Origin of the sequence: Streptomyces sp. NBC_01460, from assembly GCF_036227405.1 — a bacterium.
In the GTDB taxonomy this organism is placed as follows: domain Bacteria; phylum Actinomycetota; class Actinomycetes; order Streptomycetales; family Streptomycetaceae; genus Streptomyces.
The window spans coordinates 4148429-4164481 of sequence record NZ_CP109473.1; the positions used below are offsets into that span (position 1 = coordinate 4148429).

13 protein-coding genes are annotated in these 16053 nt (G+C 71.2%); 9 read left to right on the plus strand and 4 right to left on the minus strand.

Translation table 11 applies throughout. The features are described from left to right. Nucleotides 1-46 precede the first annotated feature (46 nt). Entirely contained in the window at nucleotides 47-946 is a 900-nt protein-coding gene (locus tag OG488_RS18445) for a D-alanyl-D-alanine carboxypeptidase family protein (protein ID WP_329230633.1), read from the plus strand. Nucleotides 947-1012: 66 nt separating this feature from the next. Here OG488_RS18445 and OG488_RS18450 read toward each other — a convergent pair whose 3' ends face one another. From OG488_RS18450 to pdhA, 3 genes are read right to left on the minus strand one after another with little or no spacing between them, the layout of a single operon-like run. After that, entirely contained in the window at nucleotides 1013-2413 is a 1401-nt protein-coding gene (locus OG488_RS18450; RefSeq protein WP_329230635.1) for a dihydrolipoamide acetyltransferase family protein, read from the minus strand. Between the two features lie 10 nt (nucleotides 2414-2423). Beyond that, nucleotides 2424-3404: an alpha-ketoacid dehydrogenase subunit beta gene (locus tag OG488_RS18455; RefSeq protein WP_329230637.1), complete on the minus strand. Its 981-nt coding sequence runs from the start codon at nucleotides 3402-3404 to the stop codon at nucleotides 2424-2426. Between the two features lie 2 nt (nucleotides 3405-3406). Continuing rightward, on the minus strand, nucleotides 3407-4567 hold the full coding sequence (gene pdhA, locus OG488_RS18460; protein WP_329230638.1) for a pyruvate dehydrogenase (acetyl-transferring) E1 component subunit alpha: 1161 nt from the start codon (nucleotides 4565-4567) through the stop codon (nucleotides 3407-3409). 345 nt (nucleotides 4568-4912) lie between these two features. Between pdhA and OG488_RS18465 the strand changes: the two genes are divergently transcribed. The 3 genes from OG488_RS18465 to OG488_RS18475 all read left to right on the plus strand — a co-directional run bounded on the left by OG488_RS18465 (nucleotide 4913) and on the right by OG488_RS18475 (nucleotide 7265). Next, complete coding sequence (locus OG488_RS18465) at nucleotides 4913-5572, plus strand: response regulator transcription factor (RefSeq protein ID WP_329230640.1); 660 nt, start codon at nucleotides 4913-4915, stop codon at nucleotides 5570-5572. A gap of 135 nt (nucleotides 5573-5707) precedes the next feature. Then, on the plus strand, nucleotides 5708-6202 hold the full coding sequence (locus OG488_RS18470) for a pyridoxamine 5'-phosphate oxidase family protein (RefSeq protein WP_329230641.1): 495 nt from the start codon (nucleotides 5708-5710) through the stop codon (nucleotides 6200-6202). Nucleotide 6203: 1 nt separating this feature from the next. Next, a complete protein-coding gene (locus tag OG488_RS18475; protein ID WP_329230643.1) occupies nucleotides 6204-7265 on the plus strand; it encodes a phosphotransferase in 1062 nt (353 codons plus the stop codon). A gap of 54 nt (nucleotides 7266-7319) precedes the next feature. Here OG488_RS18475 and OG488_RS18480 read toward each other — a convergent pair whose 3' ends face one another. Next, nucleotides 7320-8921 (minus strand): protein kinase domain-containing protein, encoded by a 1602-nt coding sequence (locus OG488_RS18480; RefSeq protein WP_329230645.1) that lies wholly within the window; start codon nucleotides 8919-8921, stop codon nucleotides 7320-7322. Nucleotides 8922-9215: 294 nt separating this feature from the next. On the opposite strand from OG488_RS18480, the gene OG488_RS18485 reads away from it, so the two are divergent. From OG488_RS18485 to OG488_RS18505, 5 genes are all read left to right on the plus strand, one after another. Beyond that, nucleotides 9216-10841, plus strand: coding sequence for a protein kinase domain-containing protein (locus OG488_RS18485; RefSeq protein WP_329230646.1), 1626 nt, complete (start codon nucleotides 9216-9218; stop codon nucleotides 10839-10841). A 184-nt stretch (nucleotides 10842-11025) separates the two neighbouring features. Next, nucleotides 11026-11583 (plus strand): hypothetical protein, encoded by a 558-nt coding sequence (locus OG488_RS18490; RefSeq protein WP_329230648.1) that lies wholly within the window; start codon nucleotides 11026-11028, stop codon nucleotides 11581-11583. Nucleotides 11584-11654: 71 nt separating this feature from the next. Beyond that, nucleotides 11655-12266: a PadR family transcriptional regulator gene (locus OG488_RS18495; RefSeq protein WP_329230649.1), complete on the plus strand. Its 612-nt coding sequence runs from the start codon at nucleotides 11655-11657 to the stop codon at nucleotides 12264-12266. A 70-nt stretch (nucleotides 12267-12336) separates the two neighbouring features. Next, a complete protein-coding gene (locus OG488_RS18500) occupies nucleotides 12337-13101 on the plus strand; it encodes an ABC transporter ATP-binding protein (protein ID WP_329230651.1) in 765 nt (254 codons plus the stop codon). Continuing rightward, nucleotides 13098-15959 (plus strand): FtsX-like permease family protein, encoded by a 2862-nt coding sequence (locus OG488_RS18505; RefSeq protein ID WP_329230652.1) that lies wholly within the window; start codon nucleotides 13098-13100, stop codon nucleotides 15957-15959. Before OG488_RS18500 ends, OG488_RS18505 begins: the two co-directional genes overlap by 4 nt. Nucleotides 15960-16053: the final 94 nt, after the last annotated feature.

Below are 16053 nucleotides of genomic sequence, written 5' to 3' on the forward strand. Positions count from 1 at the left end.
GGCACCCTCATGTGGCCGCAACGCAGGCGTATTTGGAGCGTTTGACTTGAAAATCGGTCTTAAGGGCATAAACCGCGCATCTGTTGCCGCCACCGTGGCTCTCACAGCAGGTGCCGTCCTCGCGGGCAGCGCGTTCGCCTCCGCGGCCCAGGCAGCGACACCGCCGACTCCCACGATCACCGCCAAGGGCGGCTTCGTGATGAACAACGGCACCTCGAAGACGCTCTACGGCAAGGCGGCGGACACGCGCCGCTCCACCGGCTCGACAACGAAGATAATGACCGCCAAGGTCGTGCTGGCGCAGAAGAACCTCAACCTCGACGCCAAGGTCACGATCCAGAAGGCGTACAGCGACTACATCGTCTCGAAGACCGCCTCGTCGGCCCGGCTCATCGTGGGCGACAAGGTCACGGTCCGCCAGCTGCTGTACGGCCTTATGCTGCCGTCGGGCTGCGACGCCGCGTACGCCCTCGCCGACAAGTTCGGCTCCGGCTCCACGCGCGCGGCCCGGGTGAAGTCGTTCATCGGCAAGATGAACGCCGACGCGAAGAGCCTGGGCCTGAAGAACACGCACTTCGACTCCTTCGACGGCATCGGCAGCGGCTCGAACTACTCGACGCCGCGCGACCTGACGAAGATCGCCAGCAGCGCGATGAAGAACTCCACGTTCCGCACGGTCGTGAAGACGAAGTCGACGAAGCAGAAGGTCACGACCAAGACCGGCGGCTACCGCTACATGTCGTGGTCCAACACCAACGCCATGCTGGGCAGCTACACCGGCATGATCGGCGTGAAGACCGGCTCCGGCCCGACGGCCAAGTACTGCCTGGTCTTCGCCGCGACGCGCAGCGGGAAGACGGTCATCGGGACCGTCCTCACCTCGACGTCGGCGACCACCCGGACCGCCGACGCCAAGAAGCTCCTGGACTACGGCTTCAAGAAGTAGCCCGGCGCCGCGCGTACGGAAGGGGGCCCACCGCATCACGCGGTGGGCCCCCTTCCTCGTGCCTCGCTAGGCCCAGGTGATCAGGCGCTTCGGCTGCTCCAGGATCGCCGCGACATCCGCGAGCACCTTGGAGCCCAGCTCGCCGTCGACCAGCCGGTGGTCGAAGGAGAGCGCCAGCGTCGTCACCTGACGGGGCTTCACCTTGCCCTTGTGGACCCAGGGCTGGAGCTTGATCGCCCCGACCGCCAGGATCGCGGACTCGCCCGGATTCAGGATCGGCGTACCCGTGTCGACGCCGAAGACGCCGACGTTCGTGATGGTCACCGTGCCGCCGGCCATCGCGGCCGGGGAGGTCCTGCCCTCGCGGGCCGTGGCGACCAGCTCGCCCAGCGCCTCGCCCAGCTGGGGCAGCGTCTTGTCGTGCGCGTCCTTGATGTTCGGCACGATCAGACCGCGCGGGGTGGCGGCGGCGATGCCCAGGTTGACGTAGTGCTTCTGCACGATCTCCTGGCTGGCCTCGTCCCAGGCGGCGTTGACCTCCGGGTTGCGCCTGATCGCGACCAGGAGGGCCTTGGCGATCACGAGGAGTGGGTTCACCCGCACCCCCGCCATGTCCTTGTCCTCCTTGAGCTCCGCCACGAGCTTCATCGTCCGCGTCACGTCGACGGTGACGAACTCGGTGACGTGCGGCGCGGTGAAGGCGCTACCGACCATGGCCTGCGCGATGGCCTTGCGCACACCCTTGACCGGGATGCGTGTCTCCCGCCCGGCCGGGTCCGCGGACACGGCGACGGGCGCGGGAGCCGGAGCGGCGACGGGCGGAGCGGGGGCCTCGGCGGGAGCCGGCGCGGCAGCCGCGTGGACGTCCTCGCGGGTGATGACCCCGCCCTCACCGGTCGGAGTGACCGCGGCGAGGTCGATGCCCAGGTCCTTCGCCAGCTTGCGCACCGGCGGCTTGGCGAGCGGGCGGCTCTCCGGGACCTTCGTGCCGTGGCCGTTCATCTCCGCCTGGATCGCGGCGGCGGCCGGACCGGGGATCTCGACGCCCTTGCGGGCACGGCGCTTGGTGGAGCTCTCCGCCACGCCGTAGCCGACCAGCACCGGCTGCCGCCCCTTGGGCGCCTCCGGTTCGGCTTCCGGCACGGGCTGCTGAACGGTTTCGGCAGCGGCCTCCGGCGCGGCCGGGGCGTCACCGCTGCCGGGCGCCACGTCCACCGAGATGATCACCTCGCCGACGTCGACGGTCGTGCCCTCGGGGAAGCGCAGCTCGTGCACCACCCCGTCGAACGGGATCGGCAGCTCGACCGCGGCCTTGGCCGTCTCGACCTCGCACACGACCTGGCCGTCGGTGACGGTGTCGCCGGGCTGGACGAACCACTTGAGGATCTCCGCCTCGGTCAGCCCCTCGCCCACATCGGGCATCTTGAACTCGCGGAAACGAGCAGACGTTTCGGTCATCGTCGTCACGGCCCTCTCCTCAGTACGCCAGCGAGCGGTCGACGGCGTCGAGCACCCTGTCGAGACCCGGCAGGTACTCGTCCTCGAGCCTGGCCGGCGGGTAGGGGGCGTGGTAACCGCCGACCCTCAGCACGGGCGCTTCGAGGTGGTAGAAGCAGCGCTCGGTGATCCGCGCGGCGATCTCCGCCCCGGATCCGTAGAACACCGGCGCCTCGTGGACCACCACGAGCCGGCCGGTCTTCTCGACCGAGGTCTGCACGGCGTCGAAGTCGATCGGGGACATCGACCGCAGGTCCAGGACCTCGATCGACTTGCCCTCCTCCTGCGCCGCGGCGGCGGCCTCCAGGCAGACCTTCACCATCGGGCCGTAGGCGACGAGCGTGAGGTCGGACCCCTCACGGGCCACGGCCGCCTTGTGGAGCGGGCCGGGGATGGACTCGGTGTCGAGCTCCCCCTTGTCCCAGTAGCGGCGCTTGGGCTCGAAGAAGATGATCGGGTCGTCACTCTGGACGGCCTGCTGCATCATCCAGTAGGCGTCGCTCGCGTTGGACGGCGAGACGACCTTCAGGCCCGCCACGTGCGCGAACAGGGCCTCGGGCGACTCGCTGTGGTGCTCGACGGCGCCGATGCCACCGCCGTAGGGGATGCGGATGACGACCGGCATCTTGATCTTGCCGAGGGCCCGGGCGTGCATCTTGGCGAGCTGCGTGACGATCTGGTCGTACGCGGGGAAGACGAAGCCGTCGAACTGGATCTCGACGACCGGGCGGTAGCCCCTCAGGGCCAGGCCGATCGCCGTACCGACGATGCCGGACTCCGCGAGCGGGGTGTCGATGACCCGGCCCTCGCCGAAGTCCTTCTGGAGCCCGTCCGTGATGCGGAAGACCCCGCCGAGCTTCCCGACGTCCTCACCCATGATGAGGACCTTGGGGTCGGTATCGAGAGCCTTGCGCAGCGACTCGTTGAGCGCCTTCGCGATGGACATCTTCTCAGCGGCCATGGCTAGTTGCCCTCCTCGGCGAACGATGCCTGGTAGGCGGCGAACTGGGCGCGCTCCTCGTCGACGAGCGGGTTGCCGTCGGCGTAGGCGTGGTCGAAGATCGCCAGCCGGTCCGGGTCGGGCATGGCCCGCACCACGTCACGCACCCGCTTGCCGAGGGTCTCGCTCTCCTCGTCCAGCGCGGTGAAGTACGCGGCGTCGGCGAGCTCCTGCTTCTCCAGATACGTGCGCAGCCGCAGGATCGGGTCCTTGGCCTCCCAGGCCGCCCGCTCCTCGTCCGCCCGGTACTTGGTCGGGTCGTCCGAGGTGGTGTGGGCGCCCATCCGGTAGGTGAACGCCTCGACGAGGGTCGGGCCCTCGCCCCGGCGGGCACGCTCCAGCGCCGACCTGGTGACGGCCAGGCACGCCAGTACGTCGTTGCCGTCGACCCGGACACCGGGGAAACCGAAGCCCTGCGCGCGCTGGTAGAGCGGCACGCGCGTCTGCTTCTCGGTCGGCTCGGAGATCGCCCACTGGTTGTTCTGGCAGAAGAACACGACGGGGGCGTTGTAGACGGCGGAGAAGGTGAACGCCTCCGCCACGTCGCCCTGGCTGGACGCGCCGTCACCGAAGTACGCGACGACCGCCGAGTCCGCGCCGTCCTTGGCGATGCCCATGGCGTAGCCCGTGGCGTGCAGGGTCTGCGAGCCGATGACGATCGTGTAGAGGTGGAAGTTGTTGGTGTTGGGGTCCCAGCCACCGTGGTTCACACCGCGGAACATCCCGAGCAGATTGGTCGGGTCGACGCCGCGGCACCAGGCGACACCGTGCTCGCGGTAGGTCGGGAAGACGTAGTCGTCGTCGCGCAGCGCCCGGCCGGAGCCGATCTGCGCGGCCTCCTGGCCCAGCAGGGACGCCCACAGGCCCAGCTCGCCCTGCCGCTGCAGCGCGGTGGCCTCGGCGTCGAAGCGGCGGGTCAGGACCATGTCCCGGTAGAGGCCCCGGAGCTCGTCCGCGCTCAGGTCGATCTCGTAGTCCGGGTGTTCGACGCGCTCGCCCTCGGGCGTCAGCAGCTGCACCAGCTGGGGGCCGGAGCCCTCCGGCGTCTGCGCGGGCGTCTTCGCGGCGCTGGTCCGCTTGCTGCTGCGTCGCGGTTTGCGCGCGGCAGTGCTCTCCACGGTCACGTGCGTGCTCCTCCGTCGGTCCGGCCCCCGGGATGGCCGGGAACCAGTGCGGCTCGCCTGTGTCCGGACCCGTGCACGGGGTGGGTGCCACTCGGCCGGAACAGGCGTGACAGGTGCCCCGGCGAGCGTCCTGTCATACGCACGTTACCCAGTGCACCGCATAACTGCGAAACACCCTGTGACCTGCAATTTTGCTTGGATTTCCAAGTAAATCGCGAAAAACCCGAACTCCCGCTGGTCACAGCACCGGTAACGGCCTGGCAGGCGGCCGGAACAACGGCACGTTATCCCGGCCGCAAGCCCCAGGGAAGGGCGGACGGGAAAGGAGTGTGTGAGACTGCGAATGTGCGCGAAGAAGGAAAAATCACGGTATTCCTGCTCGATGATCACGAAGTCGTCCGGCGCGGCGTCCACGAGCTGCTGTCGTCCGAGGAGGACATCGAGGTCGTCGGCGAGGCCGGAACGGCGGCGGACGCGCTCGCACGCATCCCGGCGACCCGGCCCGACGTCGCCGTGCTGGACGTGCGGCTGCCGGACGGCAGCGGGGTGGAGGTCTGCCGCGAGGTCCGCTCGAGGGACGAGAGCATCAAGTGCCTGATGCTCACCTCGTACGCCGACGACGAGGCCCTCTTCGACGCGATCATGGCGGGCGCCTCGGGGTACGTCCTGAAGGCCATCCGGGGCAACGAGCTGCTCGGCGCCGTGCGCGACGTGGCGGCCGGCAAGTCCCTCCTGGACCCCGCGGCCACGGCACGCGTGCTGGAGCGGCTGCGCGAGGGCAAGGACGGCAAGGGCGACGAACGGCTCGCGGGCCTGACCGACCAGGAGCGCAAGATCCTCGACCTGATCGGCGAGGGGCTGACGAACCGGGTGATCGGCGAACGTCTGCACCTCGCCGAGAAGACCATCAAGAACTACGTCTCCAGCCTGCTGTCCAAGCTGGGCATGGAGCGGCGCTCCCAGGCCGCGGCGTACGTGGCGAGGCTCCAGGCCGAGAAGCGCTGAGCCGGCCGGCGGGGGAGAAGCGCTGAGCGGGCCTGCGAGGGGCGGCCCCGCCCGGTCCGGCAGGGACTTTGGTCCCGGCCCGTCGGGGGCGGCGGACCCTTACACGGCTCCTACGCGTGTCGGAGAGTGGGACGCATGCTCTCCTCCCGCCCCTCCGACACCGGAACCGTGACAGGCTCCGGCACCCCGGCCTCCTCCGCAGCGGAGAAGCTCCGCGCGATCGAACTGCTCGGCAGCGTCCGCTACGGCCGGCTGGCCATGAGTGTCCGGGCCCTGCCCTTCCTGGCCGTGGCCCGGCACCTGGTGATCGAGGGCAGCGTGGTCCTGCGGATGCACCGGGGGCTCGGCTTCCACGAGTCCTGCGACGGGAGCGTCATCGCCTACGGGGCGGACAACTTCAACGCCCCGGCGCCCGAGGGCGGGGAGGACCTCTGGTCGGTGCAGTTCACCGGCCCCGTCGAGCGCGTGCATCCGGCCTCCGACCAGCGCGAGCGCTTCGGGACCGGCCCCTCCGACGTGAACGGCGAACACTTCGATCCGGTCTACCTCAGGCTCGATCCGCACCTCGCCCATATGCACACTCTGACCTTCGACGCAAGTCCGTCAGGCCGGACACGCAGCGTCACCTAACATGTGGCGAGTGCTGCGCTCATCTGTGACCCTTCCGCCTGTCCCTCCGGTCGGCGAGGTCCTGCGCCGCTACCCCGACGCCGGTGAGCCCCTGGCCTGCGAACCTCTCAGCAAGGGCCTGCTCAACCACGGCTACCGCGTGTCCACCACCCGGGGCTCGTACTTCCTCAAACACCACCTCGACAAGCACCACCTCGACGACGCCTCCGGTGATCACGCCACGATCGTCCGGCAGCACCGGGCGACCCAGCAGCTGCACTCCCTCGGCGTGCCGGTGGCCCCTCCCCTCGCGGACACACACGGTGACACGGTCACGGTGATCGAGGGCGAGCACTACGCCCTGCACCGGTGGGTGGACGGCCTCCACCGTGACGGCGCGCAGCTGACGACCGCCCAGTCGCGCAGGCTCGGGGCGCTCCTCGGGGCCGTACACATGGGCCTGGAACAGGTCATGGAGGCGGACCCGCCGCCTCCGGCACGGGGCCAGGGCACGAGCCCCGACCCCGCCGACACGTTCACGCTGATCGACGAGCTGCTGACGGCCGCGCGGCGCCCGGGCCCGCGGGACGCCTTCGACGAGCTCGCCGTCCACCGCCTCGTCGAACGCCGCGCCCTGCTGGAGCGGCACGCCGACCGCCGGCCGCCGACGCCCGAGGGTTCCGCCAGGGGATGGGTGCACGGTGACTTCCACCCGCTGAACCTGCTCTACCGGGGTGCCGACCCGGTGGCGATCGTGGACTGGGACCGGCTCGGCGTGCAGCCGCGCGCGGAGGAGGCCGTACGCGCCGCGGCGATCTTCTTCGTCCGGCCGGACGGGGAGCTGGCACTGGAGAAGGTGCGGGCGTACGCCCGCGCGTACCGGCGTGCTGCGGGCGCCGGGGCGGCCGAGCTGGCGGCCGCGGTGCACCGGGTGTGGTGGGAACGCCTCAACGACTTCTGGATACTTCGCTGGCGCTACCGCCTCCACGACCGCAGGGCCGACCCGCAGTTCCCTGCGGTGTCGGCCCTGGCGGTGTGGTGGACACGCGAGTACGAGGCGGTGGACGAGGCCTTCACGGGGTGAGGACGCTCGCCACCTCGCGGTGAGCGGGGCCCTCGTCCCGTGTGCCCGCCGTCGTCACTCCCCGGTGGTGGTGCCCGCCGTTCCCGCGGCGGCACCCGCCGCGGTACCGGCCGGGGTCCCTGCCGTGGTGCCCTCCGTCGTCGTACCCGCGTCGTCGCCGGTGCCGCCGTCATCGGTGCCGCCGTCCGCGGCACCACCGTCGTCACCCGTGCCGCCGTCCGTCGTCGTGCTGCCGCCGTCGCTCGTACCCGGGTCAGGTGACGTGGGCGTCACCGTCGGCTTCTCCGTCGGCTCCGTCGGTTCGTTCGTCGGAGTCCACGTCGGCTCCTTCGTCTCCCACGTCTGGCCGCCCGAGGAGCTGTCCGGCTCCTCGGTCTCCTCCGTCTCCTCGTCCGTGGGCTCCGCCGAGGAAGGGGTCGACGAAGGGGAGACCGAGGTGGAGGGCGACGTCGGGGACTTCTTTTTGCCGCTGTCGTCCGCCGCGTTGAGGGCGAACGCGACACCCGCGCCGATCGCGATCAGCGCGAGCAGGACGAACAGCCACATCTTGCCGCGGCCGCCGCCGTTGTGATGGCCGCCGGCGTACGCCCCGTCGTCCGGGTTCATGGGCGGCAGGATCGGGCCCTGCGAGGTGTCCCCGTGCGTGGGGTACCCCATGGCCGCCGTGCCCCCGCCCATGCCCATCGCCGCCGTGTGGCCGGCGTCGTGCGCGTTGACCGGGCCGGTGTTCCACGTGCCCGTGTGCCCGCCCTGGACCTGCAGCATCTGCAGGCTGTACTGGACGAGGCCGCGCATCTCCTCGGCGCTCTGGAACCGGTCGTCCGGGTCCTTCGCCAGGGACCGCATGACGAGCCCGTCCAGCTCCGGCGGGACGGATCCGGCCGTCCGGGAGGGCGGGACCGGCATGTCCTGGACGTGCTGGTAGACCACCGAGAGGGGGGTCTCACCCGTGAACGGGGGCCGCAGGGCGAGCAGTTCGTAGAGCAGGCAGCCGGTGGCGTACAGGTCGGAGCGGTGGTCGACCGCCTTGCCGAGCGCCTGCTCCGGGGAGAGGTACTGGGGCGTGCCCATGACCATGCCGGTCTGGGTCATCGTCGACTGGGCGCCGTGCAGCGCGCGGGCGATGCCGAAGTCCATCACCTTGACCGCGCCGGAGTGCGTGATGATCACGTTCGCCGGCTTGATGTCACGGTGCACGATGCCGTGCTGGTGGGAGTAGGCCAGGGCCTCCAGGACGCCCGAGACGATGATCAGCGCCTGCTCGGGGGGCGGCGCCTCCGCCTCGAGCAGCAGGTCGCGGATGGTGTTGCCCTCGACGAGCTCCATCACGATGTACGGGACGGTCGACCCGCCCACGACGTCCTCACCGGAGTCGTACACGGCGACGATCGCGTGGTGGTTCAGCCCCGCGACCGACTGTGCCTCTCGCGTGAAGCGGGCCTTGGAGACCGGGTCCTCGGCAAGGTCGGAACGGAGCAGTTTCACCGCCACCGTGCGTCCCAGACGGACGTCCTCCGCGGCGTAGACCTCGGCCATGCCGCCGCGGCCGAGCCGGTGGGTCATGCGGTAACGGCCGTCTCCGACCACACCGCCGACACCCCAGGAGTCGGTGCCATCCGAAACTCCGCCGCCGTTTGCTTCGGATTCGGGTGCCATCAGTCCTCGCCGTCGTTTCTGTCCGCGCGTCCGCGGGTTCTCACGGTGCCTTGCTGCATTGCCACGTCACGCTACAGGCTCTGCCCGACACACCGGTTTCCAGAGTGACGGGCCATCCAATCGGCTCGCGCGCCGTCCGCGCAAATTCCATGCGCTTCCTGTAACGCTTCCGAGACGCTTCTTGTGCGTAGGGTCACGGAACGGGCACCCGGCTTGACGTGTCGTACCCCTCGGGCAGACTTGGCCCGTCATAAGGATGATCGCGTCCGTCGGGCGCCGAGGGGGATGCAAGTCATGAGCCACGACGGCGCACAGGGGCGCTACGCGGGCGGTTCCGTGGCCGGCGGCCGCTACCAGCTGCGCGACCTGCTCGGCGAGGGCGGCATGGCGTCCGTCTACCTCGCGTACGACTCCGCCCTCGACCGCCAGGTCGCCATCAAGACGCTGCACACCGAGCTGGGGCGCGAGCAGTCCTTCCGCGAGCGCTTCCGGCGCGAGGCGCAGGCCGTCGCCAAGCTCCAGCACACCAACATCGTCTCGGTGTTCGACACGGGCGAGGACGAGCTCGGCGGCGCGCTGATGCCGTACATCGTCATGGAGTACGTCGAGGGGCAGCCGCTCGGCTCCGTGCTCCAGTCGGACATCCAGCAGTACGGCGCGATGCCGGCCGAGAAGGCGCTCAAGGTCACGGCCGATGTGCTCGCCGCCCTGGAGACCAGCCACGAGATGGGCCTGGTCCACCGCGACATCAAGCCCGGCAACGTGATGATGACCAGGCGCGGCGTCGTCAAGGTCATGGACTTCGGCATCGCCCGGGCCATGCAGTCGGGCGTCACCTCGATGACGCAGACCGGCATGGTCGTCGGCACACCGCAGTACCTCTCGCCCGAGCAGGCGCTCGGCCGCGGCGTCGACGCGCGGTCCGACCTGTACTCGGTCGGCATCATGCTCTTCCAGCTGCTCACGGGACGCATCCCGTTCGACGCGGACTCGCCCCTGGCCATCGCGTACGCGCACGTGCAGGAGGAGCCGGTCGCCCCCTCGACCATCAACCGGTCGATCACCCCCGCGATGGACGCCCTCGTCGCCCGCGCGCTGAAAAAGAACCCGAACGAGCGCTTCCCGAGCGCCGCCGCGATGCAGGACGAGATCGCGCGCGTTCTCGGCGCGAGCACCACCTCGGGCGCCCCCGTGATCGTCAGCGGGAGCTCCCCGGCGAACAGCGGCTCGGGCGTCGGGTCGGCGGTCTTCCCGCCCGTCGACCAGGCCACACCGGCACCGCACAGCGTGCAGACGCCGTATCAGCCGCACCCCCACCAGCAGCACCAGCCCGGCCCCTACGGCGCCCCGACCCCGGCTCCCACGCCCGGCTACGGCTACCCGCAGGCCGCACAGCCGTACGGCACCCCGGGACCCCTGGGACACCGGACACCGCCGCCGTACACCATGTCCCCGCAGACGTCGCCGGGGTCCGGCGGCAGCGGCTCCAAGTCGAACATGCCCGTCGTGATCGGGGCGATCGTGGTCGCGCTGGTCGCGATCGGCGGCCTGGTCACCTTCCTGAGCATGCAGGACGACGAGTCCGGCAAGGGTGGCGATCCCAGCTCCAGCGAGTCCGCCGTGGCCGGGGAGCACAAGCCCCCGGAGCGGAACCGGACGATGGACGAGGAGGACTGCACCGACCCCATGGAGGACTCGGACGACCCGGCGAAGGTCCAGGCGCCGAACTTCGTCTACAAGGACATCCGCTCCGCGAAGGCGTGCGCCCAGGCCGCAGGCTGGACGATCAAGGAGATCAAGGTGGAGGGCAACACCTACGCCGAGGACCAGGTCATCGACCAGTTCCCGACGACGGGCACGGCCGTGCCCGAGCGGGGCGCCCACTTCGAGCTGCGGATCGCGACGGGCGACCCTGCCTGACCGGCACCCTCTTCCGGTTCGCCCTGCGGTGACGTCCTTCGCCCTGCGGTGACGTCCTGCGGCTTCCGCCGGGTGTCACCGCCGGTCGCGTGCGGGCCGGCGTGCGACCGCACGTGGCGTTCGGCATGCGGCCGCCGGTGACGTTCGGGATGCCGGACATTTCGGTGCGTGTGACGCTGATCCCATGCCTCGAGGACTCACGGCTTCACGGTCGTCACGGTGCGTCGCCTGCCTGGTGACGGCGGTCGGCGTGGCGCTCGGGCCCTCCTCCTGGGCCCACGACGCAGGGGCCGATGCCCGGGCTCACGGCTGGGCCGGCGGCGACCACGGGGCCGCCTCGTCCCGTACGGGGCACCTGGCGCACGCGAAGCCCTCTTCCTCACCCTCGCCTTCCTCGTCGCCTTCGAGCAGCCCCGGCTCCGCCCAGGAGTCACCTCTGGCCGGGCGGCAGGCAGCGGAGGGGCGGGCACGGCCGGGCAGGGCCCTCTCCCCCCTGGAGGCCGCGGAGTCCGAGGCCGCGGCGGACGCGATGCCGCCGGATCCGGACACCGTCGGGGTTCCGGCGTTCACGCCGCCGCCCGGGGCGTTCCCGGAGCCCGGGGAGACCGAACGGCGGCGGCAGCGACAGGCACTGGACGAGCCGGCTCTGCGGCAGGTGCGGGACGTCTCGCTCGGCACCGGAATCGCCATGGTGGGGCTGGGCCTGGCGTTCCTGGCGTTCCGTATGCGCCGCACCGGCTGACGCCCACCCCGTCGCAGCGCTCCGGCCGGGGACACTTGCGGGCAGCGGCATACCGGGTATACATACTCAGTATGTCGATCCGTCACGGGCTGCTGGCCCTCCTGGAGCGGGGGCCGCGGTACGGCTCCCGGCTCCGCACCGAATTCGAGTCCCGCACGGGCTCCACCTGGCCGCTGAACATCGGTCAGGTCTACACGACCCTCAGCCGCCTGGAACGCGACGGCATGGTCACCCAGGACGGCGAGGACGACGCGGGCCACGCGCTCTACGCGATCACCGAGGACGGACGCGGCGAGCTGAGGAGCTGGTTCGGGACTCCCGTCGACCGCAGCAACCCTCCCCGCGACGAGCTGGCGATCAAGCTGGCGATGGCGGTCGGCGCACCCGGGGTCGACATCCGCGCCGTCATCCAGTCCCAGCGGAGCCACACGTTGAAGGCGATGCAGGACTACACCCGGCTGAAGGCCCAGGCTCTCGCCGACGTACCGGCCGACCGTGACGACGTCGCCTGGCTCCTCGTGGTGGAGCAGCTGATCTTCCAGGCCGAGGCGGAGGCCCGCTGGCTGGACCACTGCGAGTCCCGCCTCGTGCGCCTCGCCGCGGCCGCCGCGACCGAGCCCGCCGCCTCCACGGGCCGGGAGGGCACGCGGTCCGCCGCCTCGCGTCCGTCCACCCGCCGCTGACCCATGTCGAGCCCCGCCGCTCCGGGCGTGGCTCGTCCCGTCCACCGTTCTCAGGGGGGAACAGCTCATCATGTCCTCGTCCTTTCCCGCACCGTCGCACGGCCTCCCCGTGGACGCCCCCGTCCTCGAGCTGAGGGACCTGACCCGCACCCACGGCTCCGGTATCGCCGAGGTGCACGCCCTGCGTGGCATCAGCCTGTCCGTCCACACCGGTGAGCTCGTCGCCGTGATGGGCCCCTCCGGCTCGGGCAAGTCCACGCTCCTGACGCTGGCGGGCGGCCTCGACACCGCGACCGGCGGCCAGGTCGTCATCGAGGGCCAGGACATCTCCACGCTCGGCCGCAAGGGCCTCGCCCGTCTGCGCCGGCGCAGCGTCGGCTACGTCTTCCAGGACTACAACCTGATCCCCGCCCTCACCGCGGCGGAGAACATCGCCCTGCCGCGCGAGCTCGACGGCGTCTCCGTACGCAAGGCCCGCAAGGAGGCCATGGCCTCCCTGGAGGAGATGCACCTCGCTGACGTCGCCGACCGCTTCCCGGACGAGATGTCCGGTGGCCAGCAGCAGCGCGTCGCCATCGCCCGCGCCCTCGTGGGCGACCGCCGCCTCGTGCTCGCCGACGAACCGACCGGAGCGCTCGACTCGGAGACGGGCGAAGCCGTGCTCGCCCTGCTCCGGAACCGCTGCGACCAGGGCGCCGCCGGCGTGATGGTGACGCACGAACCCCGGTACGCGGCCTGGGCGGACCGGGTGGTCTTCCTCCGGGACGGGTCGATCGTGGACCAGACGGTGGCCACCTCCGCCGAATCCCTGCTCGCCGCCGAAGGTGCCGAGTGAGCGTCCTCACCGGGTGGCGCGCCGCCCTTCGGATCGCCCGGCGCGACGCCCTCCGCGCGAAGGGCCGCAGCGCACTCGTCCTCTCGATGATCGCGCTGCCGGTTCTCGGTGTGACGGCGGCCGACGTCACGTACCGCAGTTCCTCGCCCACCGTCGCCGAGGACCTGACGGCACGGATGGGGTCGGCGGACGCCGTGTTCAGTTCGGCGGGCATCGGGGCCGTCCCCCTGGAGCAGATGCCCGACGCCGGCACATGGGGCACTCCTGACGGCGCCCCCGAGATCCCGGGCGAGGACGAGCGCAGACCCGTCGATGTGCCGGCCACCTTCCCGAAGGGTGCGCGGTACCTCTCCGAGCAGTCCGTTCCCGCCGTGGTCACCACCCGGCACGGGGTCGTCAACACCGAGATCGTGGAACTGCGCACCTCCGATCCGGCGGTCCGGGGCAAGCTCGGCCTGGTCGACGGGGCGTATCCGCACGGCGAGGGGGAGGTCGTCGCGACCGTGCACTTCCTGGAGTCCGCCGGACTCGGTGTCGGCTCCCGCACGACACTGAGCGGCCCCGGGCGGACGTACACGATCACGGGCAGCGTCGAACTGCCCGGGGACCTCGACAAGAGCGCCTTGTACGCCGACCCGGGAGCGGTGATCGCCCCGTGGAAGGTGGCGGCCGGCCGTGACGAGAAGATCGTCCCTCCCTACCCCGGCGACATGACCTGGCTCGTGAGGAGCCCCGCCGGTGCCGGCATCTCCTGGCCGGACGTGCTCAGGGCCAACGAGAAGGGTGTCCTGGTGCTGTCCCGCCAGGTAGCTCTCGATCCGCCCCCGGACTCCGAGGTCCCGCTGCTCGCGCACGAGGCCATGTCCTTCACGGAGAGCTCTGCGGAGCTCAGCGCGGCGGTGGTGACCGTCGTCGCCATGGCGGTCCTGGAGATCGTCCTGCTGGCCGGCCCCGCGTTCGCCGTCGGTGCGAGGCGCTCACGGCGGCAGCTCGGCCTCGTCGGCACCTGCGGCGGCGACCGGAGCCAGGTACGGGCTGTCGTGCTGGCGGGGGGTCTGGTACTCGGCGCGGTCGGCGCCGTGACCGGTGTCGCCGCCGGCATCGGCCTCACCGTGCTGTTCCGTCCGATGATCGAGGGCTGGACCGGAAGCCGCTTCGGCGAGCTCGACATCCGCCCCTGGGAGCTGCTGGGGATCGCCGTCATCGGCCTCGTCACCGGCGTCCTGGCGGCTCTGGCACCGGCGGTCGTCGCCGGCAGGCAGTCGGTGCTCGAATCGCTCACCGGACGCCGCGGGACACGCCGGAGCTCACGCGTCCTGCCCCTCGTGGGCGGCGTGGCACTGACGGGCGGTGTCGCGGTCGCCGTGTACGGCGGCACGACCGGCGACACCCGGTTCGTCGCCGGCGGTTCGGTGGTCGCCGAACTCGGGGTGCTCGCCTGCATCCCCGTGATCGTCGGCCTCCTCGGGCGGCTCGGCACCCGGCTGCCCCTCTCCCCCCGCATGGCGCTGCGCGACGCGGCCCGCAACCGAGGGCGTACGGCACCGGCGGTCGCGGCCGTCATGGCCGCGGTGGCGGGCACCGTCGCCATCGCCACGTACACCACCAGCGTCCAGGCGGAACACGACTACGACCGCCTGCGCTCCCTCACCCCGGGCACGGTGGCGCTCGTGGCCTCCGAGCCTGCCGCCGCCGACCAGCTTCCCCTCGCCCGGTCCGCCGCGGAACGGAATCTCGCGGTCACCGGCGGTCGCGCCGACATCCGGCGCGTCTGGGCCGGATCCGACTGCACCGTCTACTACGAGGACGAGAACAGCTGCGGCACCCTCGAACTGGTCAAGCCGACCGGCAAGGGCCACAGCTGTCCCCTCCAGGGAGCGGGTGCCAGGAAGCTCGCCGAGGGCCTCTCCGCCCAGGAACACAAGGAGCTGATGAGCTCCCCCGCCTGCGTCGACGAGTACACGACCGCGCAGGCCCTCACCACGGGTGACAGCGACATCGCCGTGGGGGACGCCTCGCTGCTCAGGTCGTACGTGGGACTCGACGACCCGGCGGCGGCCGACGCCCTGGCTGCCGGGACTCCCGTGCTGCTCAACTCGGCGTACGCGCAGGACGGCCGGGTCACGCTCAAGGCCGTCCACACGTACAACGAGCGCGACAAGGAGAACCGCAGGCTCCACCCGGGCAAGGCCGAGGCCACCACCGACCGGCTGAAGGTGTACGTCGCGCCCGCGAAGTACGCCGCCACCCCTGGGATCCGCATGATCCTCCCGCAGCGGACAGCGGACCGGCTCGGCCTGCACACGGCGGACTACGGGACCGTCTACACCGTCGCGCACACGCCGACGGACGCCGAGTCGCAAGCCGTGTCAGCCGCGTTCACCCGGGCCGGTGACGGGGTCTACCTGCAGACCGAGAACCCCATGGAGAGGAATGACGAGGACGTGATCCTGCTGTTCCTCGCGCTGTTCGCGGGCGTCGTCACCCTGGGCGCCGCCGCCATCACCACCGGTCTCGCCAAGGCGGACGCGGAGGCCGACCTCACCACGCTCAGCGCGGTGGGAGCCCCGCCCGGCGTACGACGCTCGCTCTCCGGATTCCAGTGCCTGGTGGTCGCGCTCACCGGGGTCCTGCTCGGCACGGCGGCAGGGGTCGTCCCGGCGGTGGCACTGCGGCTCGTCGACCTGCGCGAGGCGACGGCCGCCATGCGGGAGCAGCCCATGGACTCCGCGTACACGCCCGTCGTGCTGCCGTGGGAGACCATCGGGCTCCTGACCTTGGTCGTCCCCGTGCTGGCCGGACTGCTGGCCGCCGCGTTCGCCGGGTCGCGGCTGTCCCTGGCGCGGCGCGCGGGGTGACACGGACAACCTGCCGCTGAGCGGTTTTCGGGGCTCGTCGTGTCCCCGGAAGGGAGTGATCAACCCGTTCCGGGGGCACCACCATGTGACGATG

What these genes read in the sequence shown, in the direction of transcription:
- OG488_RS18500 (WP_329230651.1), top strand. Translation starts at nt 12,337, where the DNA reads ATGTCCTCGTCCTTTCCCGCACCGTCGCACGGCCTCCCCGTGGACGCC.
- OG488_RS18480 (WP_329230645.1), bottom strand. Translation starts at nt 8,921, where the DNA reads ATGGCACCCGAATCCGAAGCAAACGGCGGCGGAGTTTCGGATGGCACC.
- OG488_RS18495 (WP_329230649.1), top strand. Translation starts at nt 11,655, where the DNA reads ATGTCGATCCGTCACGGGCTGCTGGCCCTCCTGGAGCGGGGGCCGCGG.
- OG488_RS18485 (WP_329230646.1), top strand. Translation starts at nt 9,216, where the DNA reads ATGAGCCACGACGGCGCACAGGGGCGCTACGCGGGCGGTTCCGTGGCC.
- OG488_RS18475 (WP_329230643.1), top strand. Translation starts at nt 6,204, where the DNA reads ATGTGGCGAGTGCTGCGCTCATCTGTGACCCTTCCGCCTGTCCCTCCG.
- OG488_RS18470 (WP_329230641.1), top strand. Translation starts at nt 5,708, where the DNA reads ATGCTCTCCTCCCGCCCCTCCGACACCGGAACCGTGACAGGCTCCGGC.
- OG488_RS18455 (WP_329230637.1), bottom strand. Translation starts at nt 3,404, where the DNA reads ATGGCCGCTGAGAAGATGTCCATCGCGAAGGCGCTCAACGAGTCGCTG.
- OG488_RS18490 (WP_329230648.1), top strand. Translation starts at nt 11,026, where the DNA reads ATGCCTCGAGGACTCACGGCTTCACGGTCGTCACGGTGCGTCGCCTGC.